The sequence below is a fragment of the Pseudomonas sp. MPDS genome (assembly GCF_013283895.1).
GTDB classification, from domain to species: Bacteria; Pseudomonadota; Gammaproteobacteria; order Pseudomonadales; family Pseudomonadaceae; genus Aquipseudomonas; species Aquipseudomonas rhizophila.
The window spans coordinates 2,175,329-2,200,000 of sequence record NZ_CP054128.1 but is presented as its reverse complement, the minus strand read 5'-3'; the positions used below and the strand labels follow the sequence as shown (position 1 = coordinate 2,200,000).

At 61.1% G+C, this 24,672-nt stretch carries 27 protein-coding genes (1 of these 27 running past the window's edge); 17 read left to right on the top strand and 10 right to left on the bottom strand.

The features are described from left to right. Both rhtA and HQ912_RS09785 read left to right on the top strand, forming a co-directional pair. A protein-coding gene (gene rhtA / locus HQ912_RS09790; protein ID WP_047228299.1) for a threonine/homoserine exporter RhtA crosses the window boundary here: on the top strand, positions 1 to 704 show its 3' portion. The gene continues 184 nt to the left of window position 1, outside the view; only the last 704 of its 888 coding nucleotides appear in the window; its start codon lies off the left edge, out of view; the stop codon is at positions 702 to 704. 166 nt (positions 705 to 870) lie between these two features. Next, a complete protein-coding gene (locus HQ912_RS09785) occupies positions 871 to 1,152 on the top strand; it encodes a hypothetical protein (RefSeq protein WP_047228298.1) in 282 nt (93 codons plus the stop codon). A gap of 8 nt (positions 1,153 to 1,160) precedes the next feature. Here the strand turns inward: HQ912_RS09785 and HQ912_RS09780 are convergent, their stop codons facing one another. Beyond that, positions 1,161 to 1,730 carry a TetR/AcrR family transcriptional regulator gene (locus tag HQ912_RS09780; protein ID WP_047228297.1) on the bottom strand — a complete coding sequence of 190 codons (570 nt, stop codon included), beginning with the start codon at positions 1,728 to 1,730 and terminating at the stop codon, positions 1,161 to 1,163. A 90-nt stretch (positions 1,731 to 1,820) separates the two neighbouring features. Between HQ912_RS09780 and HQ912_RS09775 the strand changes: the two genes are divergently transcribed. Together HQ912_RS09775 and HQ912_RS09770 are read left to right on the top strand one after the other, a co-directional pair. Further along, complete coding sequence (locus tag HQ912_RS09775; protein WP_047228296.1) at positions 1,821 to 2,549, top strand: SDR family oxidoreductase; 729 nt, start codon at positions 1,821 to 1,823, stop codon at positions 2,547 to 2,549. Positions 2,550 to 2,584: 35 nt separating this feature from the next. Beyond that, positions 2,585 to 3,175 carry a 2-hydroxychromene-2-carboxylate isomerase gene (locus HQ912_RS09770; RefSeq protein ID WP_173406724.1) on the top strand — a complete coding sequence of 197 codons (591 nt, stop codon included), beginning with the start codon at positions 2,585 to 2,587 and terminating at the stop codon, positions 3,173 to 3,175. Positions 3,176 to 3,184: 9 nt separating this feature from the next. Here the strand turns inward: HQ912_RS09770 and HQ912_RS09765 are convergent, their stop codons facing one another. The 4 genes from HQ912_RS09765 to HQ912_RS09750 form a co-directional block, all read right to left on the bottom strand. Beyond that, entirely contained in the window at positions 3,185 to 4,993 is a 1,809-nt protein-coding gene (locus HQ912_RS09765; protein ID WP_173406723.1) for an aminopeptidase P family protein, read from the bottom strand. A 109-nt stretch (positions 4,994 to 5,102) separates the two neighbouring features. After that, on the bottom strand, positions 5,103 to 5,717 hold the full coding sequence (locus tag HQ912_RS09760; protein ID WP_047228293.1) for a LysE family translocator: 615 nt from the start codon (positions 5,715 to 5,717) through the stop codon (positions 5,103 to 5,105). 101 nt (positions 5,718 to 5,818) lie between these two features. Continuing rightward, on the bottom strand, positions 5,819 to 6,085 hold the full coding sequence (locus HQ912_RS09755) for a hypothetical protein (protein WP_047228292.1): 267 nt from the start codon (positions 6,083 to 6,085) through the stop codon (positions 5,819 to 5,821). A 116-nt stretch (positions 6,086 to 6,201) separates the two neighbouring features. Continuing rightward, positions 6,202 to 6,567 (bottom strand): antibiotic biosynthesis monooxygenase, encoded by a 366-nt coding sequence (locus tag HQ912_RS09750; RefSeq protein ID WP_047228291.1) that lies wholly within the window; start codon positions 6,565 to 6,567, stop codon positions 6,202 to 6,204. A 96-nt stretch (positions 6,568 to 6,663) separates the two neighbouring features. Between HQ912_RS09750 and soxR the strand changes: the two genes are divergently transcribed. The 10 genes from soxR to HQ912_RS09700 all read left to right on the top strand — a co-directional run bounded on the left by soxR (position 6,664) and on the right by HQ912_RS09700 (position 14,116). After that, complete coding sequence (soxR, locus tag HQ912_RS09745; RefSeq protein ID WP_173406722.1) at positions 6,664 to 7,116, top strand: redox-sensitive transcriptional activator SoxR; 453 nt, start codon at positions 6,664 to 6,666, stop codon at positions 7,114 to 7,116. Between the two features lie 105 nt (positions 7,117 to 7,221). Then, entirely contained in the window at positions 7,222 to 7,683 is a 462-nt protein-coding gene (locus HQ912_RS09740) for a VOC family protein (protein ID WP_047228290.1), read from the top strand. 277 nt (positions 7,684 to 7,960) lie between these two features. Then, a complete protein-coding gene (locus tag HQ912_RS09735) occupies positions 7,961 to 9,175 on the top strand; it encodes a PepSY-associated TM helix domain-containing protein (protein WP_047228289.1) in 1,215 nt (404 codons plus the stop codon). Then, on the top strand, positions 9,172 to 9,711 hold the full coding sequence (locus HQ912_RS09730; protein WP_047228288.1) for a hypothetical protein: 540 nt from the start codon (positions 9,172 to 9,174) through the stop codon (positions 9,709 to 9,711). The genes HQ912_RS09735 and HQ912_RS09730 overlap by 4 nt, the downstream gene beginning before the upstream one ends. Beyond that, the gene (locus HQ912_RS09725) at positions 9,708 to 10,034 is read left to right on the top strand and encodes a hypothetical protein (protein WP_173406721.1); all 327 of its coding nucleotides are present in this window, start codon (positions 9,708 to 9,710) and stop codon (positions 10,032 to 10,034) included. The genes HQ912_RS09730 and HQ912_RS09725 overlap by 4 nt, the downstream gene beginning before the upstream one ends. Next, the gene (locus HQ912_RS09720) at positions 10,031 to 10,606 is read left to right on the top strand and encodes a DUF6162 family protein (protein ID WP_173406720.1); all 576 of its coding nucleotides are present in this window, start codon (positions 10,031 to 10,033) and stop codon (positions 10,604 to 10,606) included. The genes HQ912_RS09725 and HQ912_RS09720 overlap by 4 nt, the downstream gene beginning before the upstream one ends. Positions 10,607 to 10,641: 35 nt before the next feature. Continuing rightward, positions 10,642 to 11,568 carry a metal ABC transporter substrate-binding protein gene (locus tag HQ912_RS09715; protein WP_047228285.1) on the top strand — a complete coding sequence of 309 codons (927 nt, stop codon included), beginning with the start codon at positions 10,642 to 10,644 and terminating at the stop codon, positions 11,566 to 11,568. Then, positions 11,565 to 12,317: a metal ABC transporter ATP-binding protein gene (locus HQ912_RS09710; protein ID WP_107322051.1), complete on the top strand. Its 753-nt coding sequence runs from the start codon at positions 11,565 to 11,567 to the stop codon at positions 12,315 to 12,317. The genes HQ912_RS09715 and HQ912_RS09710 overlap by 4 nt, the downstream gene beginning before the upstream one ends. Beyond that, positions 12,317 to 13,216, top strand: coding sequence for a metal ABC transporter permease (locus HQ912_RS09705; protein WP_139049502.1), 900 nt, complete (start codon positions 12,317 to 12,319; stop codon positions 13,214 to 13,216). Before HQ912_RS09710 ends, HQ912_RS09705 begins: the two co-directional genes overlap by 1 nt. After that, positions 13,217 to 14,116 carry a metal ABC transporter solute-binding protein, Zn/Mn family gene (locus HQ912_RS09700; RefSeq protein ID WP_173406719.1) on the top strand — a complete coding sequence of 300 codons (900 nt, stop codon included), beginning with the start codon at positions 13,217 to 13,219 and terminating at the stop codon, positions 14,114 to 14,116. Positions 14,117 to 14,421: 305 nt separating this feature from the next. On the opposite strand, the gene prpF is transcribed toward HQ912_RS09700, so the two are convergent. The 5 genes from prpF to HQ912_RS09675 all read right to left on the bottom strand — a co-directional run bounded on the left by prpF (position 14,422) and on the right by HQ912_RS09675 (position 21,215). After that, positions 14,422 to 15,615, bottom strand: coding sequence for a 2-methylaconitate cis-trans isomerase PrpF (gene prpF / locus HQ912_RS09695; RefSeq protein ID WP_076383863.1), 1,194 nt, complete (start codon positions 15,613 to 15,615; stop codon positions 14,422 to 14,424). A 43-nt stretch (positions 15,616 to 15,658) separates the two neighbouring features. Further along, positions 15,659 to 18,250 (bottom strand): Fe/S-dependent 2-methylisocitrate dehydratase AcnD, encoded by a 2,592-nt coding sequence (gene acnD, locus HQ912_RS09690; RefSeq protein WP_107322048.1) that lies wholly within the window; start codon positions 18,248 to 18,250, stop codon positions 15,659 to 15,661. A gap of 200 nt (positions 18,251 to 18,450) precedes the next feature. Then, a complete protein-coding gene (gene prpC, locus HQ912_RS09685) occupies positions 18,451 to 19,578 on the bottom strand; it encodes a 2-methylcitrate synthase (RefSeq protein WP_047228279.1) in 1,128 nt (375 codons plus the stop codon). Positions 19,579 to 19,620: 42 nt separating this feature from the next. Continuing rightward, positions 19,621 to 20,505 (bottom strand): methylisocitrate lyase, encoded by an 885-nt coding sequence (gene prpB, locus HQ912_RS09680; protein ID WP_047228278.1) that lies wholly within the window; start codon positions 20,503 to 20,505, stop codon positions 19,621 to 19,623. Continuing rightward, positions 20,502 to 21,215 carry a GntR family transcriptional regulator gene (locus tag HQ912_RS09675; RefSeq protein WP_173406718.1) on the bottom strand — a complete coding sequence of 238 codons (714 nt, stop codon included), beginning with the start codon at positions 21,213 to 21,215 and terminating at the stop codon, positions 20,502 to 20,504. Before HQ912_RS09675 ends, prpB begins: the two co-directional genes overlap by 4 nt. 284 nt (positions 21,216 to 21,499) lie before the next feature. Here HQ912_RS09675 and HQ912_RS09670 point away from each other — a divergent pair, with 284 nt between their 5' ends. Genes HQ912_RS09670 through HQ912_RS09660 form a run of 3 tightly spaced genes read left to right on the top strand, consistent with a single transcriptional unit; the run spans position 21,500 to position 24,560 of the window. Next, a complete protein-coding gene (locus HQ912_RS09670; protein WP_173406717.1) occupies positions 21,500 to 22,036 on the top strand; it encodes an ATP-dependent zinc protease in 537 nt (178 codons plus the stop codon). Between the two features lie 5 nt (positions 22,037 to 22,041). Beyond that, complete coding sequence (locus HQ912_RS09665; RefSeq protein ID WP_047228275.1) at positions 22,042 to 23,574, top strand: inactive transglutaminase family protein; 1,533 nt, start codon at positions 22,042 to 22,044, stop codon at positions 23,572 to 23,574. Beyond that, on the top strand, positions 23,574 to 24,560 hold the full coding sequence (locus HQ912_RS09660) for an alpha-L-glutamate ligase-like protein (protein WP_047228274.1): 987 nt from the start codon (positions 23,574 to 23,576) through the stop codon (positions 24,558 to 24,560). The genes HQ912_RS09665 and HQ912_RS09660 overlap by 1 nt, the downstream gene beginning before the upstream one ends. Positions 24,561 to 24,672: the final 112 nt, after the last annotated feature.

Below are 24,672 nucleotides of genomic sequence, written 5' to 3'. Positions count from 1 at the left end.
CATGGCGCGCCAAGCTCTCAGCTCAATCCCTGCGCACCGTGATCGTCTACGGGATGGCGTTGGGCGGCATGAACTTTCTTTTCTATATGTCGCTGCAAACGGTTCCGCTGGGAATTGCCGTGGCACTGGAATTTACCGGCCCTCTGGCGGTTGCCATTTACGCTTCGCGGCGAGCCATCGATTTTCTCTGGATTGCCCTGGCGATCACCGGCCTGCTTCTATTGATACCCACCGGAGTCACCAGCAGCGGTATCGACCTGGTCGGTGCCGGTTATGCCCTGGGGGCGGGATTCTGCTGGGCACTGTACATCCTGTTTGGCCAGAAGGCCGGCGCGGACAACGGCGTGCAAACCGCCGCACTGGGGGTAATGATCGCGGCCCTCTTCGTCGCGCCTATCGGCATCGTCCACGCAGGGGCCGCATTACTGACGCCGAGCCTGATTCCGATCGCCATTGGCGTCGCCATTCTGTCCACTGCCCTGCCCTACACGCTGGAGATGATCTCCCTCACACGGATGCCAGCCCGTACTTTCGGCACACTCATGAGCATAGAACCTGCCTTCGGTGCGCTCTCAGGACTGGTGTTTCTTCAGGAGTACTTATCCCTGGCTCAATGGGCCGCCATTGGCTGCATTATCCTGGCGTCAGTCGGCGCAACGCTGACGATGGGTAGCGCCGCGAAGCCCGCCATCGCGGTTGATTGAGGCAGGATTTAACGAAGCTCTGGTATTTACCGCACATTTAGGCCATGTTTAGCCCGTAACCTAATGTCAGACATGGAATTTTCATACAGGACGTCACGAACGCTTAAAGCAAAAGCGAACACAATCGCAAGCAGACATAAGATCCGCGGCGGTGATAAGGACGGGAATGAAACGAATTTTGATATTGATCGTTGTGCTTGCAATTGCGGGCTGCGCAGCGACAACAAAGACTGAAGTCAAACGCGGTAAAAAGGGTTTGCACATCAACTGCTCCGGCTTGTCCTCGTCCTGGGAACAATGCGCCGCCAGCGCCGCCAATTCATGCGCCCCCAAAGGTTACAGGGTGATCGCAAAGTCGGGCGACGCTGTCGAGGAGCCGGGGGATTATCCTTTCGGACTCAACCCCGCCGGCTATACCAGTCGCAGCATGATCGTCATCTGTAAATAGGCAGCGGGTCAGTCGGGCCGCTGCTGGGCTATTCGACGACTGATCTCATCATGACTGGACTTGAGGACCTCACGCTGGATCTCTGGCGTGGCCAGCATGCGGGCGACAACCAACGCGCCCACGCATTGCGACAGAATGGCCCAAGACAGGCTTTCGCTTCCCAATATCCGCGCCCAGCTTTCATGCAAACGACAGATCCATGTTTGCGCCGCCTCCCTCACCTGCACATCGGACCGCGCGATCTCAGCGCCCAGCACCGGCAGCGCACACCCCGCCTCCGGCTGTTCGACGTGGCTCATGCTCAGGTACTGCTTGAGACATCGCTCCAGTTTTTGTGAGTCCAGAACCTTCTCACCGCTCAAGCGCTCCAGGCTTTGCGCCAACTCTCGCTCGACGATCGCCTTGAAAAGCTCATCCTTGGATGAGAAGTGACTGTAGAACGCCCCGCCGCTCAAGCCGATCGCCTTCATCAGGCCATCGACACCGACAGTGGAAAACCCCGATTTCTTGGCGGACATGGCACTGCTGGCGAGCAGTTTCTCTCGGGTCTCCAATTTGTGATTGGCTGAATAACGCATATATCTGGCCTCTGATTGCCCACCTTGACGCTTGCCGGATCTTAGCATAACGTCCGTTTAGCTAACGATCGTTTACCAATGAGGCTAATCATGAATAACAAGAAGGTCGTACTGGTTGTTGGCGCAGGCGATGCCACCGGAGGCGCAATAGCCAAACGTTTTGCGCAGGAAGGTTTCGTGGCCTGTGTTACCCGCCGCAGCGCTGACAAACTCGCGCCATTGGTCGATTCAATTCGGGCTCAGGGCGGTGATGCGCATGGTTTTGCCTGTGACGCGCGCAAGGAAGACGAGGTGGTCGCGCTGATCGAGCAAATCGAAAGCCAGATCGGTCCGATTGAAGCCTTTGTATTCAACATCGGCGCCAACGTGCCCTGCAGCATCCTTGAAGAGACCGCGCGCAAATATTTCAAGATTTGGGAGATGGCCTGTTTTTCCGGTTTCCTCAATGCTCGGGAAGTGGCCAAACGCATGGCCTCGCGCCAGCGCGGGACGATTCTGTTTACCGGGGCCACGGCGGGATTGCGCGGGGCTTCAGGGTTCGCCGCCTTCGCTGGGGCCAAACATGGCATCCGCGCATTGGCCCAAAGCATGGCCCGTGAACTGGGGCCGATGAATATTCATGTGGCCCATGTGGTGGTGGACGGCGCCATCGACACCGACTTCATCCGCGATAACTTTCCGGAAAAATATGCAACCAAGGATGCGGACGGCATTCTCAATCCCGAACACATCGCCGACAACTATTGGTATCTGCACGCCCAACCCCGCGACGCCTGGACCTTCGAGCTGGACCTGCGGCCCTGGAGCGAACGCTGGTAAACCGCCCCCCTCACAATAACAAGAGCGCAGATACCATGAGCAAATCCGTGGAGTTTTTCTTCGACCTCGGCAGCCCGACCACCTACCTGGCCTATACCCAACTACCGACCCTGTGCGCGCAAACCAACAGTCAGTTGATCTACCGTCCGATGCTGCTTGGCGGCGTCTTCAAGGCGACCGGCAATGCGTCACCGGTTACCGTGCCGGCCAAGGGGCCTTATCTATTCAAGGATTTGCATCGCTTCGCCAACCGCTACGGCGTTGACTTCAAGCTCAATCCGCACTTCCCGATCAATACGCTGTTACTGATGCGCGCCGTGACCGGCATGCAACTGCATCATCCCGAACGATTCGAAGCCTTCATCGATTGCCTGTTTCGCGCCCTGTGGGTGGACGGCCGCAACCTCAACGACCCGGCAACAGTCGCCGAGGTTTTGAACCAAGGCCATTTTGATCCCGATCATGTGCTGGCCTTGACGAGCAACGAGCAGGTCAAGGAAGCACTCAAGATCACCACTGAAGAAGCGATTAAACGGGGCGTGTTCGGCGCCCCGAGCATGTTCGTCGGCGACGAGCTGTTCTTCGGCCAGGATCGGCTGGACTTCGTCCGTGAAGCCCTGGGCTGATGCCTTACATCAGATCGCCTGCGTCCGCGTGTTCAGCCATTGCAGCGCGTCGCCTTCCAGCAACGGGCTCAATCGACGCTGAACCTCGGCGTGGTAGGCGTTGAACCAGTCTTTTTCGTCCTGGGTCAGCAAGGACGGCTCCAGGCAACGCGTGTCGATCGGGCACAGGGTCAGGGTTTCGAACTCGAGGAAGTCGCCGAACTCGCTGCTCCCCGCCTCGCGATTCAACACCAGGTTCTCGATGCGTACCCCCCAACGGCCCGGACGATAAGTGCCCGGTTCGATAGAGGTGATCATGCCCGCCTGCATCGCTGTTTGCGGCGCGGCGGCGGCCTGATAGGCAATCACCTGCGGGCCTTCATGAACGTTGAGAAAGTAACCGACGCCGTGGCCAGTGCCATGACCGTAGTCCACCTGCTCGGCCCAGATCGGCGCGCGAGCGATGGCGTCCAGCAAGGGCGACAGAATGCCCCGTGGAAATTTGGCGCGAGACAAGGCAATCACACCCTTGAGCACGCGAGTGCAATCCCGCTTCTGCTCCACGGTAGGCGTTCCGACTGGCACCATACGGGTGATATCGGTGGTACCACCCAGGTATTGGCCGCCAGAATCGATCAGCAGCAAGCCATCGCCCTCGATGACCGCGTGGGCTTGCTCCGTGGCGTGGTAATGGGGCATCGCGCCGTTGGCGTTGAACGCGGCAATGGTATTGAAGCTCAGTGAGACAAATTCCGGCCGGCGTGTACGGGCGGCGGTCAGGTGCTCATCGATGGTCAGTTCGGTAATGCGCTCGCGACCCCAGGCGCTTTCCAGCCAGGCAAAGAACTCGCAAAGCGCCGCACCGTCCTGCTCCATGGCCCGACGAATGTGCTCGGCGTCGGCCAGGCTTTTGCGAGACTTGGCCAGCGTCGTAGGGTTGAGTCCCTCGACCAGCTTCACGCCACTGTCCAGATTATCCAGCAAACCGACCGTGACCCGCGCCGGATCGATCTGCAGGCTCGCGCCACTGGGCACTTCCCGCAATGCGGCCGCCGCTTCGCTGTAATCACGCAGGGTCACGCCGTCCTGTTCAAGAACGGCACGCAGCGACGCATCGACCTTATCCAGGGCCACGAACAACGTTGCCTGTTGCTGGCTGATCAAGGCAAAGGAAACGAATACCGGGTTGAACGACACATCCGCACCGCGCAAGTTGAACAGCCAGGCGATGTCATCCAGCGTGGCGATGAAATGCCACTGGGCACCGCGCTCCTTGAGGGTTTCCCGCAGCTTGGCGAGTTTCTCGACCCGGCTGACGGTCGCCTGCGGCGGCAGATGGGCATAAACCGGTTGGCTCGGCAGGCTTGGGCGGTCGCTCCAGGCCTCCTTGAGCAGATCCATGTCGGTGCGCCACCGCGCCCCGCGTGCCTCAAGCTTGTCGCTCAGGGTCCGGGCCGAGGCCACAGCCATGACCGCGCCATCAACCGCCACCGCTGCGCCTTCAGGCGTCTGTTCGGCCAGCCAATCCAGCGGGCCAGCCTGACCGGGAATGAGCTTGACCAGTTCAATACCGCTGCCTTCAAGCTCCTTGGTGGCCTGCTCCCAATAACGGCTGTCCGCCCAGACGCCCGCGAAGTCCGCCGTGACGATCAGAGTCCCAACCGAGCCATGAAACCCCGACAGCCATTGCCGTCCTTGCCAATAGCCCGGCAGGTATTCCGACAGATGCGGGTCGGCCGATGGCACCAGCAATGCGTGAATGCCTTCGCGATTCATCAATTGGCGGATTCGGGCCAGGCGCTGGGGAACCAGTCCATGGGTCAAAGGCTCGGTACTCATCGTTTCTCCTGCTCGTAAAATAGTGTTGTTCGCTTGCACCAAGGGCTCTGGATATCAACCACAGCGACTGATCAGCGAGCTTAACAGGCATCCGCCTCAAGCTCAGCCCTTAGCCGATGCTTTCGAGCAGCAACGGATACAACGAGGCGACCAACAACAGCGCCATCCCCCAGTTGAACAGGCGCAGCCAGCGACGATCACGCAAAAGATTGCGTAACAGACTGCCGCACACCACCCACAGGCTTACGCTCGGCAGGTTGATCAGGGCAAACACCGCGGCGATAACCACCACATTGAAGAAATAACCCTGAAGCGGCGTGTAGGTGCTGATGGCGCCGATGGCCATGATCCAGGCCTTGGGATTGACCCACTGAAACGCCGCCGCGCCCCAATAGCTGATGGGCGTGCTGTCCCCTGGCCGGTTTTCAGAGACCGGTCCGGAGTGGGCGATTTTCCACGCCAGGTACAACAGGTAGGTCGCACCCACGTAGCGCAGTACGGTGTAGAGCAGAGGGTAGGTCTGGAACACCGCGCCCAGGCCAAGCCCCACCGCCAGCACCAGGGAAAAGAAGCCGCAGGTGATGCCAAGCATGTGAGGAATCGTGCGGTTGAAACCGAAATTGACGCCCGAGGCCAGCAACATGGTGTTGTTGGGACCGGGGGTGATCGAGGTCACCAGGGCAAACAGGGCGAAGCCCAGCAACAGGTCAAGCGAAAGGGTCATGGCAGGCATATCCAATGGGACGGTCAGTCAAGTCATGACCCTACCCCACGTCCTGAGCCAAACCCATGGACAGTTAGGCAAAACTTCGAGCAGTACAGTCCTCAGCTCGGCCGCCCAGACCGCTTCATGGCTCGCTCGGCGCTCATTTGCCCCTGGTCGTCGAATCCCACGTTTTTCTGCGAAGGACCGAGCAACTCGGCTTTTTTCGCGTGATATTCCTCAAACGACAGGCCACGACGATTCAAGGCCTCAAGGGCCAGTTCACGGGTTTCTTCGGCGGTGTAGGGGCGCAACTCCGGCGACGAAGAGGCGCAGCCGCTCAACACAGTGGCCGTTAACAGCAGCAAAACAGCAAAAGTCCGATTCATGGCAAGTATCCAATGTTCTGAAGTGGGGCGATGAACAAAGGCTACCCGCCGCCTCTGCGCGGCAGAAATCAACCCTTTTGATAGTGGGTATTGCTGGCTCGGATCGTCCGCTACGCTTAACCGACCAACTGGCAATGCAGCGCGTTGTCGGCACTGCGTTCGATGTTGCGCAACACCTGGAACGAGCCGAATGTCACGGCCTTGGCCCTATGGGCCTGGATCAGCCGCCAGAAATCCTGCTCACCACGCTCGAAACTCTGAAACGCCGCTTCGCCCGCCTCGCGGTTTTGCCAATGCAAATAGTTGAGAACCCGTCGTCCGTCCTCGCTGACCTGGATACTGGCACTCAGAAATCCTGCATGCCCCCGGGCCAGCCGCTCGGTCTGCTCTGAAAGGGCCGTCACCAGCGCCTGTTGCCATTGAGGTTCGATGTCGAACTCCATCAACTGGGTAAAACTCTGATTGTTCCTTGGTGATTGCATGAAAGGTCCTCGCTGTACGTAGGGCGGATCTTGCGGTCCGATGGCGTGCAGGGTAAAACCTCTAGTTAACTCAAGGTCAAGCAGAGAATGCAGGCGATGACACAGATAAACGTCCACAAGGAACTCACCGTCGGCCAAGTGGCCGCCCGCAGTGGCGTGGCCGTCACCGCCCTGCACTTCTATGAATCCAAGGGGCTGATCAAAAGTAATCGTAACCAGGGCAACCAACGCCGCTATCCACGGGAAGTGTTGCGACGTGTGGCGCTGATCAAGGTCGCCCAAGGCCTTGGCATTCCGTTGGCCGAAATCGGCAGCGCCTTGAGAACCTTGCCCGACGACCGCGCCCCAACGGCGAACGACTGGAAGATCCTCTCAGCCCAGTGGAGCCGCGAGCTGGATCAGCGCATCAACCACTTGATCGCGCTGCGCGATCGCCTCAACGGCTGCATCGGTTGCGGCTGCCTGTCGATGGAAGGTTGCCCGCTGCGCAACCAGGGCGATGTGTTGGGCAAGCGCGGGCCGGGAGCGCATCTGCTGGACGCGCCGTGAAACGTTCGTCGGGTCATGCGCCGCCCCCAAGTCGCTGTCCTATAGTGGATGGGCGCAAATCGGCGAGGCCCTCTTCGCCTCCCCATAACAACAAGGAGAAACGTCATGGGTGTCAAAGCCATTCCTGAAGGTTTCCATAGCATCACGCCCTACCTGGGCATTCAAAAAGCCGCTGAAGCCATCGAGTTCTACAAAAAAGCCTTCAATGCCACCGAGGTCATGCGCCTGGACATGCCGGACGGGGGCGTCGGTCATGCCGAGCTGCGGATTGGCGATTGCCCGATCATGCTCGGCACGCCTTGTGATCAAGGGCCGTTGCGTAACCCCGAACAATCGGTGCCGGTAGGCCTGCACCTCTATGTCGAAGATGTGGACAAAGCATTCGCCCAAGCGATTGCCGCTGGTGGCACGGTGATTTCCGAGGTCAAGGATCAGTTCTATGGTGATCGCAGCGGCACCTTGAAAGACCCCTTTGGGCATGTGTGGTTTCTGGCTACGCACAAGGAGGATCTGACTCAGGAACAGATTGAACAGCGGGCCAGGGAGATGTTTCAACAGCAGGGCTGACGGCCAACCTGCTCTTGTGGCGAGGGGCCCCATCCCCTTGCCGCAGTTTTTTTACATTTTCCGCCCCGCCGATTTGCTGGAGCCAGGATGGGAAATACATCCGGTTCGCAAACGCGAAACATTTTCTTTCATCTTTCGCTTCAGGATTTCCATTGCTCGTTCGTCTTAATTAGATGCAGCAGGTCGCGTCGGCAAAAGCCACGACCGGCTTTTCAGGGTTCAGGGGATTACGAAGCCCGTAATACCGAGCCTTTCATCGAATCAAGACGTTCAAACCATGTCGAAGAAATCCCGCTCCAAACTCTGGTTTCTGGTTCATAGCTGGCTGGCACTGCCCATCTGGTTTTTCGTCCTCATCGTTTGCGTCACCGGCACGCTGGCGGTGGTCAGCCAGGAGATCGTCTGGCTGGTCAATCCCGAGATGCGCGCCAGCAAACCCTCGGACGACGCAGCGCTGCTCAGCTACGACCAGGTCGTCGCCGCCATCAAGCAAGCCCAGCCGCAAACCCAGGTGCAGAGCATCGTACGCCCGGATGAGTCGCATTTTGCCCTGGAGGTCGGCGTGACCTACCCCGACGGGCGCCCCGACAAGATCTACGTCAACCCATACAGCGGCATCGTCCAGGGCTCGGCGCCGACGTTCAATTTCAGAGGTTTTACCCGTGCCCTGCATGGCTGGTGGCTGGTACCGTTCACCAATGGTTACAGCTGGGGATGGTACCTGGTGTCACTCCTCGGCCTGCCGCTGCTGGCATCCCTGGTGACCGGGCTGGTGGTCTACAAGCGTTTCTGGAAGGGGTTTTTCCGTCCGACCCTGCGGATCCGCCACGGCGCACGCATTTTCTGGGGCGATTTCCACAGGCTCAGCGGCATCTGGTCGATCTGGTTCATCGCGGTCATTTCCATTACCGGCACCTGGTTCCTGATCGAGGCGTTGCTGTCGGACAACCAGATTTCCATTTCCAGCGCACCGGTCATTCCGGTGGTATCACGTGAAAGTGTCCCACTGTCAGCCGACGGTACCGCGCCATCACAACTGAACCTGGACCGCGCGATTGAAATCGCCCGCCAGCAAATCCCTGGCCTGGAAACCAGCTTCGTCAGCCTGCCCGGCAACGCTTACAGCCACTTGGAAATCGGTGGACGTGGTTGGTATCCGCTGATGTTCCAGACCGCCACCATCAATCCCTATAACGGTGAGGTAGCCGCCTCGCGACTGCTGTCGGACCGCACAGCGCTGGAATTCGTCACCGAATCCATGCGTCCGTTGCACACCGGGGACTTCGGCGGCCTCTGGATCAAGCTCATCTGGTTCTTCTTCGGTTTGATCATGAGCATGATGGTCCTCAGCGGACTGCTGATCTGGACCAAACGCACCGCCCTGGCTACCGCGAATGCCTTCAAGCGCAGCCAAAAACCTTCCCGGCAAGCTCGAACTGCGCCGTTGTTGCAGCCGTCCATCCACCGTGAATCGCCGGAGGGCAACCTGTGACCCCGTCCACCACCGCGCAGCCATCGCGTTTAAGTGTGTTCTGGCAAAAATGGCGCTTTCACCTCAACGTTCTGCTATTGCTGATCCCACTGGGTTTCATGCCCAAGTACTTCTCCGAAGCCGCGTTGTTCCGCGGTGATGCCGGGCTGGGTGAGCGGGAGGTCGGTGAAGTCCAGGTCGGCCCCTGGAGCCTGCGCCTTGCAGAGTTTCGCGACGAAGCGCCACGTCTCGATGGACCGGCAGGCCATATGAAGCACTTCAACGCCGCGCTGTGCCAAAGCTGCATCAGCCAGGTCAAGGCTACTTATCTGCGTATCGGCAAACCTCGCAGCCTGCGGGCCGCCGGGGTGATTTTCTTCGGCTCGCCCTATCGCATGGGCGCCTTGTTGCCGGTGCCGCAAAAGACCCGGCTCGACGCCGAACTGTGGATCACCCTTGAAGGCTGGGACGGCTCGATGCACCAGGCTTCCATACCCCTGAGCCAGGCCTCGCCGGCCACCATCGCCTGGCTGAAAACCCAAGGAGCCCAACCATGACTGCCCGCGGCTATCTCAACAGCCTGGTGCTGCTGTTCTGCGCAGGTGCCAGCAGCAACGCCCTGGCCCATAACCCGATGTGTGAATGCAAGGCCATCGACGCCGAGCAGATCCAGTGCACCGGCGGTTTTTCCGACGGCAGTGGCGCGCCCGGCGTGACCCTGGATGTGATCGGCTACGACGAAACCATCCTGGTGCCGGGCAAGCTCGGCGCCGATTCGACGCTGACATTCAAGAAGCCCAACGCCGAGTTCTACGTACTCTTCGACGCCGGCCCCGGCCACGTGGTGGAAATCGACCAAGCCGATATCGAGGCCCCATGAGCAATCCCACCACCCAAGTGATCCGTCCCGCCGGCGCCGGCCATGAAACCCTGTATGTGTTGCTGCTGTGCCTGATCATCATTCTGGTGGCCGGATCGGTGGTGGCCTGGCACGGCGAAACCCATGACGTCAGCGAGGTGCCTGCCCATCAAGTTGACGCCCGCCGCGATCTCAGCGCTGCCGAGCAAGGCATCTATGCCGACCTGCGGGTGACCCTGGATGAGATCCGTCTGCTACGCGAAGAGCAACAGTCCCTACCCACCCCGCAAATCCTGGCCGAAGAGGGCTTTGCCCCGTTCGCTCAGGACGCCAGTTCCGTCAGCCGAGGCGGACATGTCTGGCGGCAGGTGGAGAACCGGGCCTACTTCGGCGCCAGTGCAAATCCATCCGTCGCCGGTTCGTTTCTGATGCGCATCGGCGAAGCATCCGACGCCGCTCCGGACATCTGGCTCAATCGCGGCAACAGCGTCGCCGTCTCCAGCGATCTGGACGACACCGCTTTGTCCGCCGCCGGCTGGAAGCAGATCGTCGCGCAGTTCGACGCCGGCGTAACCCGCCAGCACCGGCACTGACCCCACGTCCTCATTCGAGAGAAGACCGTTTGCCCATGTCTATTGCATTTCAACGCCGCCCTTTGCTGGGCCTGCTGATCGGCCTGCTCGCCTGTCTGTTCACACCACTGGCCAGCGCCGAAGCGGCCAAGCGCCTGCGTATTGGCATCACCCTGCATCCTTATTACAGCTACGTGGCCAACATCGTCGGCGACAAGGCCGAAGTGGTGCCGCTGATCCCGGCCGGCTTCAACCCCCACGCCTACGAACCTCGTGCCGAGGACATCAAGCGCATCAGTGGGCTCGATGTGATCGTGCTCAACGGTGTGGGTCATGACGATTTCGCCGACCGGATGATCGCCGCCAGCGAAACCCCGAACGTGAACGTGATCGAAGCCAATGAAAACGTACCGCTGCTGGCTGCCACCGGGATCGCCGCCCGGGGCGCCGGCAAGGTCGTGAACCCGCATACCTTCCTGTCCATCAGCGCCTCCATTGCCCAGGTCAATAACATCGCCCGGGAGCTGGGCAAGCTTGATCCGGACAACGCCAAGGCATACACCCAGAACGCCCGCGCCTATGGCAAGCGCCTGCGACAAATGCGTGCCGCGGCCCTGGCAAAGTTGACCCAGGCCCCCAATGCCGAGTTGCGGGTCGCCACGGTCCACGCCGCCTACGATTACCTTCTGCGCGAATTCGGCCTGGAGGTCACCGCCGTGGTCGAGCCGGCCCATGGCATCGAGCCAAGCCCGAGCCAGTTGAAGAAGACCATCGACCAACTGCGCGAACTGGACGTGAAAGTGATCTTCTCGGAGATGGACTTTCCGTCCACCTACGTCGACACCATCCAGCGTGAGTCGGGGGTCAAACTGTACCCGCTCTCGCACATTTCCTACGGCGACTACAGCGCCGAGAAGTACGAAAAGGAAATGACCGGCAACCTCGACACCGTGGTCCGGGCTATTCAGGAGTCCGGCGCATGACTGTCCAGGAAACGCTCACCTTGCAACACGTCGGCCCCTTGATCGAGTTCGACGATGTCAGCCTGAACCTGGGCCGCACCACGATTCTCGACGCCGTGGCCTTCCAGGTGCAGCCGGGCAGCATTCATGCGCTGGTGGGTCCGAACGGCGGAGGCAAGAGTTCGCTGATCAAGACCTTGCTCGGGCAGATGCCCCACCAGGGACGCTTGAGCCTGCAATGGCCGGGGGAGCCCGGTGTCATCGGCTATGTGCCCCAAGCCTTGGAATTCGACCGCGGCCTGCCTATGACCGTGGATGATTTCATGGCAGCGATGTGCCAACGCCGGCCGGCCTTTCTCGGCCTGAGCAAGCATTACGTCGGCGCTATCGGCCAGGCCCTGGAACGGGTCGGCATGCAGGACAAACGCAAGCGTCGCATGGGCGCGCTGTCCGGCGGTGAACGCCAGCGGGTGTTGTTGGCCCAGGGGCTGATTCCTGCGCCGCAACTGCTGGTGCTGGATGAACCGATGTCGGCGCTGGACGAGGCCGGCATCCAGGTGTTTGAACAACTGCTGCGAGACTGGCGCCAGGCCGGCATCACGGTGCTGTGGATCGAACATGACCTGGAAGCCGTCGGGCGCCTGGCTGACCGCGTCACCGGCCTGAACCGCCGCGTGCTGTTCGATGGCCCGCCGCGTCAGACCCTGACGCCGGAGCGCTTGCTGACGCTGTTTTCCACCCATCCACGCCCGAACGGGAGCGCCGCCTGATGAGTTACGAAGCCTTTCGTTTGATGGTCCAGGGTTGGGCGTCGTCCGGCTATCTGCCCGAAGCGCTGGCTTACGGGTTTGTGGTCAATGCGTTGCTGGCCGGGCTGCTGATCGGCCCGGTGCTGGGTGGCCTCGGCACCCTGGTGGTGGTCAAGCGCTTCGCGTTTTTCTCTGAAGCCGTGGGCCACGCGGCGCTGACCGGCGTGGCGGTCGGCATCCTGCTCGGCGAACCCTACACCGGGCCCTACGGCAGCCTGTTCGGCTATTGCCTGCTGTTCGGCATCCTGCTCAATTACCTGCGCAACCGCACCGGCCTGGCACCGGACACGCTGATCGGCGTTTTCCTCTCGGTGTCCCTGGCCCTGGGCGCCAGCCTGCTGCTGATCCTGGCGGGCAAGATCAACGTGCACATCCTTGAAAACGTGCTGTTCGGCTCGGTGCTGACGGTCAATGGCAATGACCTGCTGGTGCTGGCGGTGGTCGGCTCACTGGTGATGGCTTTGGCGTTGCCGCTGTACAACCGCATCATGCTCGCCAGTTTCAACCCCCAACTGGCGGCGGTGCGCGGGGTGGCGGTCAAGACGCTGGATTACCTGTTCGTGGTGTTGGTGACGCTGATCACCGTGGCGGCGGTAAAGGTCATCGGCGCGATTCTGGTGGGGGCCTTGCTGGTGATTCCGGCAGCAGCGGCGCGTCTGCTCAGCCAGTCGTTGAAAGGTTTTTTCTGGTGCTCCGTGCTGATCGCAACCATCAGCACCCTGTGCGGGATTCTCGCACCGATTGTCTTCGACCTGCCGATCCCGTCCGGTGCCGCGATCATTCTGGTGGCCGGCATCGCATTTGCCCTGGCCGCCATTGCCCGGGGTGTTGTCCCCAGCCTCAAAGGGAATCTTGGATAAATGGTTTTTTCATTGCGACAACTGGCATTGGCCGTAGCCTTGTGCGGTCTGGTAAACAGCCCTTCTTTCGCCGCCGAAGGCACACCGGTGCGCCTGCTTGCTTCGTTGCCGGTCACCTACGGCTTGGGTGAAGCGTTGCTCAAGGGCACCGATGTCAGCCTGGAGCGCGCCGCGCCGGCCAATCTGCCCGGGACGCGCCAGAATGCCTACTTCAGCGGCCGTGGCGCGCCGGCCCTGAGCAAGCTGGCCAGCGATGCCGACGCGGTGATCGGGCTGCGTTCGTTGTGGCCGGATGATCCGCTGTACCCCATGGCCCGCCGCAGCAACATCCGCATCGTCGAAGTCGATGCCGCCCGCCCGGTGGACGGCGCCCTGCCCGGTATCGCCGTGCAATCGGGATCGGCCGATGGCCTGGCGAGCCAACCGTGGATGGCCAGCCATAATCTGGGACGGATGGCCGATGTCATCGCCGCCGACCTGGTGCGCCTGGCACCGACGGCCAAACCGAAGATCGACGCCAACCTGGCGGCGCTCAAGCAGCGCCTGCTCAAGCTCAGCGCCGAGAGTGAAAAGCGCCTGGCCAGTGCCGACAACCTGAGCGTTGTCAGCCTGAGCGAGCATTTCGGCTACTTGATCAGCGGTTTGAATCTGGACGGGATCAGCACCGATGCCCGGCCCGACGCCGAATGGACACCCGAAGCCCTCAAGCAATTGACCGCCACGTTGAAAGACAACGACGTGAAGCGGGTGCTGCATCATCGTCAGCCCGCGGATGCCGTGAAAGCGGCCATCACTGAGGGCGGCAGTCAGTTACTGGTCCTGAGCACCGACGCCGCCGACCCGGTGGCGGAGCTGGAGAGCAATGTGAACCTGGTCGTCACGGCGTTGACAGGGGGCTGACTGCAGGAATGCGCGCCCCTGTGGGAGCGGGCTTGCTCGCGATAGCGGTGTATCAGGCGACATCAATGCTGACTGTGCCGGCCTCATCGCGAGCAGGCTCGCTCCCACAGGTTCAATCGCGGATGTTCGCAGATTCTGTGCTCACCACAAATCCACTGTGGGAGCGAGCCTGCTCGCGATGAGGCCGGCACATCCAACCTCTTTGCGGGCTGTACCATCGCTATCGCGAGCAGGCTCGCTCCCACAGTTTTGATCGCGGATGCTCGCAGACGCCGCGTTCACCACGGGTTTGCCTGGGTCAAGTGTCAGTTCAGAACATCCCCCGGTACCCGCACAAACCCTTCCATCAATACCCGCGCGCTGCGGCTCATGATGGCTTTTTTCACGGTCCATTCGCCATTGACCTGGCTGGCCTCAGCGCCGACGCGCAGGGTGCCGGAGGGATGGCCGAAGCGCACAGCGGTGCGGTCGATGCCGCCGGCCGCCAGGTTCACCAGCGTGCCGCTGATCGCCGCCGCCGTGCCGATGGCGACCGCCGCGGTGCCCATCATCGCGTGGTGCAGTTTGCCCATGGACAGTGCTCGCACCAGCAAGTCGACGTCCCGCGTCGTCACGGCTTTACCGCTGGAGGAGAGGTAGTCCGCCGGCGGTGCGACAAACGCCACCTTCGGCGTGTGCTGGCGCTGGGCGGCTTCGTCCAGATGCTGAATCAGGCCCATGCGCAAGGCGCCGTGGGCACGGATGGTTTCGAACATGGCCAGGGCCTTGGGATCGCCATTGATGGCGCCCTGCAATTCGGTGCCGGTATAACCAACGTCCCGGGCATTGATGAAGATCGTCGGGATGCCGGCGTTGATCAGGGTTGCCTTGAAGGTACCAACACCAGGCACCTCAAGGTCGTCCACCAGGTTGCCGGTGGGAAACATCGAGCCGCCACCGCCCTCCTCCTCGGCCGCCGGGTCCATGAATTCCAGTTGCACTTCAGCCGCCGGAAAGGTCACGCCGTCGAGCTCGAAGTCACCGGTTTCCTGCACCGCGCCGTCGGTGATCGGCACATGGGCGATGATGGTCTTGCTGATATTGGCTTGCCAGATCCGCACCACGGCCACGCCGTTTTGTGGGATGCGACTGGCGTCCACCAAACCACTGCTGATGGCGAATGAACCGACCGCCGCCGACAGGTTGCCGCAGTTGCCGCTCCAGTCCACGAACGGCTTGTCGATGGACACTTGGCCGAACAGGTAATCGACATCGTGATCGGCTCGGGTGCTCTTGGACAGGATCACAGTCTTACTGGTGCTCGACGTCGCGCCGCCCATGCCATCGATCTGCTTCTCGTATGGATCGGGGCTGCCGATCACCCGCAGCAGCAAAGCATCCCGGACCGAGCCGGGAACGCGGGCCGCTTCGGGCAGGTCCTGCAAGCTGAAGAACACGCCTTTGCTGGTGCCACCACGCATGTAAGTGGCGGGGATTCTGATTTGCGGTGCGTGAGCCATGATGCTCCTCAAGCGGGCCCGCAAGGGTGCCCGCAGCTGTGATTTAGACGGCAACCGCCGATTCCAGGAAGTCCTGGGCAAAGCGCTGCAATACGCCGCCGGCTTCGTAGATCGACACTTCTTCGGCGGTATCGAGACGGCAGGTCACCGGCACTTCGACGCGCTCGCCGTTCTTGCGGGTGATGACCAGGGTCAGCGTCGCACGCGGGGTGCGCTCGCCGATCACGTCATAGACCTCGCTGCCGTCGATGCCCAGGGTCTTGCGATCGGTGCCCGGCTGGAACTCCAGCGGCAACACCCCCATCCCCACCAGATTGGTGCGGTGGATACGCTCGAAACCTTCAGCGGCAATCGCCTCGACACCGGCCAGGCGCACGCCCTTGGCCGCCCAGTCCCGGGACGAACCCTGGCCGTAGTCGGCACCGGCGATGATGATCAGCGGCTGCTTGCGCTCCATGTAGGTTTCGATGGCTTCCCACATGCGCATGACCTGGCCTTCCGGCTCGACCCGGGCCAGAGAACCCTGCTTGACCTTGCCGTTTTCCTGGACCATCTCGTTGAACAGTTTCGGGTTGGCGAAGGTCGCACGCTGGGCGGTCAAATGGTCGCCCCGATGGGTTGCGTAAGAGTTGAAATCTTCTTCCGGCAGGCCCATTTTCGCCAGGTATTCGCCAGCGGCACTGTCGAGCATGATGGCGTTGGACGGCGACAGGTGGTCGGTGGTGATGTTGTCCGGCAGCACCGCCAGCGGACGCATGCCCTTGAGCGGCCGCGCACCGGCCAGCGCTCCTTCCCAATACGGCGGGCGACGGATATAGGTGCTTTGCGGGCGCCAGTCATACAACGGCGTCACTTTTGGCCCGGTGTCCTCCTGGATGGCGAACATCGGGATGTACACCTGACGGAACTGCTCCGGCTTCACCGAGGCCTTGACCACCGCATCGATTTCTTCGTCGCTCGGCCAGATGTCCTTGAGGCGGATCTCGCGACCGTCCACCACGCCCAGCACATCCTTCTCGATGTCGAAGCGGATGGTCCCGGCGATGGCATAGGCCACCACCAGCGGCGGCGAGGCAAGGAACGCCTGTTTGGCGTACGGATGGATGCGCCCATCGAAGTTGCGGTTGCCCGATAACACAGCGGTGGCGTACAAGTCGCGGTCGATGATTTCCTGCTGGATCAGCGGGTCCAGCGCACCGGACATGCCATTGCAGGTGGTGCAGGCGAAGGCCACGACACCAAAACCCAATTGCTCCAGCTCTTTGGTCAGACCGGCTTCATCCAGGTACAGCGCCACGGTTTTCGACCCCGGCGCCAGGGACGACTTGACCCATGGCTTGCGGGTCAGGCCCAGGCGGTTGGCGTTGCGCGCCAGCAGGCCGGCAGCGATCACGTTGCGTGGGTTGCTGGTGTTGGTGCAACTGGTGATGGCGGCGATGATCACCGCGCCGTCGGGCATTTGCCCGGGCACATCGTCCCACTGACCGGAGATACCTTTGGCGGCCAGATCCGACACCGCGACGCGGGCGTGGGGGTTGCTGGGACCAGCCATGTTGCGCACCACCGACGACAGATCAAAGGTCAAGCCGCGCTCGTATTGCGCGCCCTTGAGCGTGTCGGCCCACAGGCCTGCCTGCTTGGCGTAGGTCTCGACCAGTTGAACCTGCTGGTCTTCGCGGCCGGTGAGCTTCAGGTAATCGATAGTCTGTTGGTCGATGTAGAACATCGCCGCCGTGGCGCCGTATTCCGGGGCCATGTTGGAAATGGTCGCGCGGTCGCCCAAGGTCAGGGCGCTGGCGCCTTCACCGAAAAACTCCAGCCAGGCACCGACGACTTTTTGTTTGCGCAGGAATTCGGTCAGCGCCAGCACCATGTCGGTGGCGGTGATGCCCGGTTGTAACTTGCCGGTCAGCTCGACGCCAATGATTTCCGGCAGGCGCATCCACGAGGCACGCCCCAACATCACGCTTTCGGCTTCCAGGCCGCCAACGCCAATGGCGATCACGCCCAAGGCATCGACGTGGGGGGTGTGGCTGTCAGTGCCCACGCAGGTATCAGGGAACGCCACGCCGTCACGCTGCTGGATCACCGGTGACATTTTTTCCAGGTTGATCTGGTGCATGATCCCATTGCCCGGCGGGATCACGTCGACGTTCTTGAAGGCTTTCTTGGTCCAGTTGATGAAGTGAAAGCGGTCTTCGTTGCGCCGGTCTTCAATGGCGCGGTTCTTGGCGAACGCCTGGGGATCGGACCCGCCGCTTTCCACCGCCAGGGAGTGGTCGACGATCAACTGGGTCGGCACCACCGGATTGACCTGCGCCGGATCGCCGCCCTGCAGGGCAATGGCGTCGCGCAGGCCGGCCAGGTCTACCAGGGCGGTCTGGCCGAGGATGTCATGGCACACTACCCGGGCCGGAAACCATGGGAAGTCCAGATCGCGCTTGCGCTCGATCAGTTGCAGCAGCGACTCGCCCAGCGTCGCCGGGTCGCAGCGACGCACCAGGTTTTCCGCCAGCACCCTGGAGGTATACGGCAGGCCATCGTAAGCGCCAGGCCGGATGGCATCCACGGCCCCGCGAACGTCGAAATAATCCAGCGAAGTGCCGGGCAGCGGTTTGCGAAATTCTGTGTTCATCGTCAGCACTCGGGTCACGGTGGTTTCAGAAGGGGTTGGCGCAGCTACTGAAGTGAACCTGTTCCCCTGTGGGAGCGAGCCTGCTCGCGATGACTGAGTCGCAGCCGACATCGATGTCGTCTGGCCCACCGCTATCGCGAGCAGGCTCGCTCCCACAATGGTTTTCGGTTCCTTCAGTTGCAGCGTCAGCGCCCTCCAGTTCAGCGTTGTTCGATTGGCACGAACTTGCGCTGTTCGACGCCGGTGTATTCGGCGCTCGGTCGGATGATGCGGTTGTTGGCACGTTGTTCGTAGACGTGGGCGGCCCAGCCGGTCAGGCGCGAACAAACGAAGATCGGCGTGAACAGCTTGGTCGGGATGCCCATGAAGTGGTACGCCGAGGCATGGTAGAAATCGGCGTTGGGAAACAGTTTTTTCTGCTCCCACATGGTCTTGTCGATGGCCTCGGAAACCGGGAACAGCACCGTGTCACCCACCTCGTCGGCAAGTTTTTTCGACCAACCCTTGATCACCTCATTGCGCGGGTCGTTGTCCTTATAGATCGCGTGGCCGAAGCCCATGATCTTGTCCTTGCGCTCGAGCATCCCGAGGGTGCCCTTGATCGCCTCCTCCGGCGACTGGAAGCGCTGGATCATCTCCATCGCCGCTTCGTTGGCCCCACCATGCAACGGGCCGCGCAGCGAACCGATGGCGGCGGTGATGCAGGAAAACAGGTCAGACAGGGTCGAGGCACACACCCGCGCCGTGAAGGTCGAGGCGTTGAACTCGTGCTCGGCATACAGAATCAGCGAGACGTTCATCACCTTGACGTGCAGCTCGCTCGGCTTCTTGCCATGCAACAGGTGCAGGAAATGGCCGCCGATGGAGGTTTCGTCGGTCACACACTCGATGCGCTGGCCTTCGTGGCTGAAGCGATACCAGTAGCACATGATCGCCGGGAACGCGGCCAACAGGCGGTCGGTCTTGTCATGCTGTTCGGAGAAATTCAGCTCCGGTTCCAGGTTGCCCAGGAACGAGCAGCCGGTGCGCATCACGTCCATTGGGTGGGCGTCGGCGGGAATGCGCTCCAACACCTCTTTCAAGGCTTGGGGCAAGTCCCGCAATTGGCTCAGTTTGCCTGTGTAGGCGTCCAGTTGCGCCTGGGTCGGCAGCTCGCCATACAGCAGCAGGTAAGCCACTTCTTCAAATTGCGCGTCAGCCGCCAGCTCGCGGACGTCGTAGCCGCGATAGGTCAGGCCGGCACCTGACTGGCCTACGGTGGACAATGCGGTTTGCCCGGCCACCTGGCCACGGAGCCCGGCGCCACTGAGTACTTTTGCTTCGGCCATTTGCTGTCTCCATTTTTTAGATTTGTAGAGGCTGCGCTCTGTTCATTTTTTTGCCGCGAACAACGCATCGAGCTTTTGCTCGAAGGTGTGGTAGTCGATGCGATCGTAAAGCTCCATGCGAGTCTGCATGGTGTCGATGACGTTCTGTTGCGTACCGTCGCGGCGGATTGCGGTATAGACGTTCTCGGCCGCTTTGTTCATGGCGCGGAAGGCCGACAGGGGGTACAGCACCAGGGACACGTCGGCGCCCGCCAATTGTTCGGTGGTGTACAGCGGTGTCGCGCCGAATTCAGTGATGTTGGCCAGGATCGGGGCTTTCACCCGGCTGGCGAACAGCTTGTACATCTCAAGTTCGGTAATGGCTTCCGGAAAGATCATGTCGGCACCGGCCTCGATGCACGCGGCGGCGCGGTCCAGGGCCGATTCCAAGCCCTCCACGGCCAGGGCGTCGGTACGGGCCATGATCACGAAGCTGTCATCGGTGCGCGCGTCGACGGCGGCTTTGATGCGGTCGACCATTTCCTGTTGCGAGACGATCTCTTTGTTCGGACGGTGACCGCAACGCTTGGCGCCGACCTGGTCTTCAATATGAATGGCCGCCGCGCCGAACTTGATCATCGACTTGACCGTGCGGGCCACATTGAACGCCGAGGAGCCAAACCCGGTATCCACGTCCACCAGCAACGGCAGGTCGCAGACGTCGGTGATACGGCGCACATCGGTCAGCACGTCATCCAGGCCGGTGATGCCCAGGTCCGGCACGCCAAGGGAGCCGGCCGCCACGCCGCCGCCCGACAGGTAGATCGCCTTGAAACCGGCGCGTTTGGCCAGCAGCGCGTGGTTGGCGTTGATCGTGCCCACCACTTGCAGCGGATGCTCGTTGGCGACCGCATCGCGAAAACGCTGGCCTGGAGTGCTGTTGCTCATGACTCACCTCGTTCAGTGGCGGCGCTGTCCTGGAAATGACGCGCGATGTTGCGTTTGGAAGCGCCGATGTGCCGGCGCATCAATAATTCAGCCAGTTCACCGTCACGGTCGGCGATGGCATCGAGAATCCTGTGGTGCTCGGCAAAGGCCTGGCGCGGACGGTTGGGCGTGGTGGAAAACTGGATGCGGTACATGCGCACCAACTGATACAGCTCGCCGCAGAGCATTTGCGTCAGGGTGCGGTTGCCGCTGCCCTGGATGATCCGGTAATGGAAATCGAAGTCGCCTTCCTGCTGGTAATAGCCGACACCGGCCTGGAACGCCGCGTCGCGCTCATGGGTTTCCAGGACCCGGCGCAGCTCGTCGATTTCTTCCACGGTCATGCGCTCGGCCGCCAGACGGCAGGCCATGCCTTCCAGGGACTCGCGGATTTCATAGAGTTCCAGCAACTCGGCGTGGCTCAGGGATACCACCCTGGCGCCCACGTGAGGCACCCGCACCAGCAGGCGCTGGCCTTCCAGGCGATGGATGGCCTCGCGCAGCGGGCCGCGGCTGATGCCGTAGGTGCGTGCCAGTTCGGGCTCGGAGATCTTGCTGCCAGGCGCGATATCGCCTCGCACGATTGCGGCCTGGATACGCCGGAAGACGTTCTCGGAAAGGGTTTCCGATTCCTCTTGGGCAATGGCCGGTGATTCGAGCTGATCGAGCATATTGTCGACACCTTATAAATCTATAAGGCAAAAACTAACCAATCACTGCACTTTCGTCAAAGTAAAATTAGACATTGTCGACAATCGTCTAATAAGGGCCTCCTCCATAACCAAGTGCGTCGGATAAGCGGTTGCGTCCGGGCGGCGGTGGCGTCAGAAAACCACCGTGCTAGAATGCCGCCGCAATTTGCCGCTCTGCATCTATTAAGAGAAGGCAACCCAGGGAGCTTGTGCAGCAATGCCAGGGCCTGAACCGACGAACGGAACACTGTGCATCAGGATTTATGACACTCAAGCCCTTAACTGCTGTCCTTTGTTTCACGTGCCTGCCGGGGCTTGTCCTGGCGGGTGAAAAGACCGTGTACGGCCTCAATGAATACGCCGCCCTGCAGGGCATCGACCTGGAGGTTGCCGCCAAGTTGGACACCGGGGCCAAAACCGCTTCGCTCAGCGCCCGGGACATCAAGCGCTTCAAACGCGAAGGCGAATCCTGGGTGCGTTTTTACCTGGCCATCGACGCGGCGCATTCGCACCCTATCGAACGTCCGCTGGCCCGTGTCAGCAAGATCAAACGCCGCGCCGGTGACTATGACCCCGAAGAAGGCAAGAACTACACGGCTCGGCCGGTCATCGAGCTGGACATCTGCATGGGCTCGGCCCTGCGCAGCATCGAAGTGAACCTCACCGACCGCAGCGCTTTCCAATACCCGCTACTGATCGGCTCCGAAGCCCTCAAACGCTTCGACGCGCTGGTCGACCCCAGTCTCAAATACGCTGCCGGCAAACCCGCCTGCGCCAATGCCGCTCAAACCGCAGAGTAATTCCAATGCGCTCTCTTACCCTCCATTTGAAAATGCTGATCGCCATCCTGGTGGTGCTGGGCCTGTCGGTGACGGCCTATCAGATTTTCGTGCTCGGCATTCCGGTGACCGAAGACGCCACCGACGACTTGTGGAACATCGACGCCAAGATCGAGTTCGTCCCCAATGCCAAGGATCCGGTGAAGATCCAGATGTTCGTGCCGCCGCTGAGCATGGACTACGTCAGCCTCAACGAGAGCTTCATCTCCAATAACTACGGTGTGGCGGTGAACCGGGTGGACGGTAACCGCAAGGTCACGTGGTCGGCCCGTCGGGCCAAGGGCAACCAGACCCTGTATTACCGCCTGGTGCTGACCAAGCGCTATACCTCGGAAAAATCCAAGATCAAGGGCCCGACCTTCCGCGACAGCATCGCCGTCGAGGGCCCCGAGAAGCTGGCCGCCGAAGCCCTGCTCGCGCCGATCCGCCAGCACTCGGCTGACGTCGAGACCTTCATCAGTGAAGCGATCAAACGGGTCAACAACCCCAACGACGACAACGTCAAACTGCTGCTGGCTGGCGATCCGTCCATAGCCAGCAAGGCCAGAGTCGTCGAACTGGTGCTGTCTATCGCCCACGTGCCGGTGGAGAAGGTCCATACCATCCGCCTGGTTGCCGACCAACCGCAGTCGCCTGAACTGTGGCTGCGCAGTTTCAACGGCACCGACTGGCTGTATTTCAACCCGGATACCGCTGAGCGGGGCCTGCCCAGCGACCGTCTGCTGTGGTGGACCGGTGATGAAAACCTGATCACCGTCGATGGCGGCAAAAAAGCCACCGTCACCTTCACCATGAACAACAGCGAAATGAACGCCATTCGCCTGGCCAAGCTGACGGACGAAAACACCGACGCCAACTTCCTCGAATACTCGCTCTACGGCCTGCCGCTGCAAACCCAGCAAACGTTCATGATCATGGTGATGATCCCGATCGGCGTGCTGGTGATTCTGGTGCTGCGCAACCTGATCGGCCTGCAGACCCTGGGCACGTTCACACCGGTGTTGATCGCCCTGGCCTTCCGCGAAACCCAGCTGGGCTTCGGGATCATCCTGTTTACGGTGATCACGACGCTGGGCCTGTCCCTGCGCTCCTATCTGGAACATCTCAAGCTGCAAATGCTGCCAAGGCTTTCGGTGGTGCTGACGTTCGTGGTGGTGCTGATCGCCGCCATCAGCCTGTTCAGCCACAAGCTGGGCCTGGAACGCGGGCTGTCGGTCGCGCTGTTCCCGATGGTGATTCTGACCATGACCATCGAACGCCTGTCCATTACCTGGGAAGAACGCGGCGCCAGCCACGCCATGAAGGTGGCCATCGGCACCCTGTTCGCCGCCGCCCTGGCGCACCTGATCATGAGCGTGCCGGAGCTGGTGTACTTCGTGTTCACCTTCCCGGCCATCCTGCTGATTCTGGTAGGTTTCATGCTGGCCATGGGTCGCTACCGCGGCTACCGCCTGACCGAGCTGGTACGGTTCAAGGCCTTCGTCAAGGCTGACTCATAATGTTCGGCCTGTGGAAGACCTGGAAGGCTCTGGAGGCCCGGGGCATCATGGGCATCAATCGGCGTAACGCCGACTATGTGCTCAAATACAACAAGCGCAGCCTGTACCCGATCGTCGATGACAAGATCATCACCAAGGAACGGGCCATCGCTGCCGGCATCCATGTGCCGGAGCTGTACGGGGTGATCTCCACCGAGAAGGAAATCGACAAGCTCGACGAGATCATCGGCGGGCGCACCGACTTCGTGATCAAGCCGGCCCAGGGCGCGGGTGGCGACGGCATCATCGTCATTGCCGACCGCTTCGAGGGCCGCTATCGCACGGTGTCCGGCAAGATCATCAGCCATGAAGAAATCGAACACCATGTGTCCAGCATCCTTACCGGTCTCTACTCCTTGGGTGGGCACCGGGACCGGGCGCTGATCGAATATCGCGTGACCCCGGACCAGATCTTCAAGAGCATCAGCTATGAAGGCGTGCCGGACATTCGCATCATCGTACTGATGGGCTATCCGGTGATGGCCATGCTGCGCTTGCCAACCCGCCAGTCCGGCGGCAAGGCCAACCTGCACCAGGGCGCCATCGGCGTGGGTGTCGACCTTGCCACCGGCCTAACCCTGCGCGGTACCTGGCTGAACAACATCATCACCAAACACCCTGACACCACCAACGCGGTGGACGGCGTGCAACTGCCCTACTGGGACGGCTTCATGAAACTGGCCGCCGGTTGCTATGAACTGTGCGGGCTGGGCTACATCGGCGTGGACATGGTGCTGGACCAGGAAAAAGGTCCGTTGATCCTGGAGCTCAACGCCCGACCGGGTCTGAACATCCAGATCGCCAACGACTGCGGCCTGACTCTGCGCACCCACGCGGTGGAAGCCCGCCTGGAAGAACTCAAGGCCCGTGGCGTGGTTGAAACCGTCGAGGAGCGCGTGGCGTTTGCCCAGGAGTTGTTTGGGCATATTCCGCCGGTTGAGGGTTGAGGGCTGAAACACCCCTGTGGCGAGGGGATTTATCCCCGCTGGGTTGCGAAGCAGCCCCAAACAGGCAGATGCAGTCAGCCTGATACACCGGGGTGGTAAGTTTTAGGGTTGC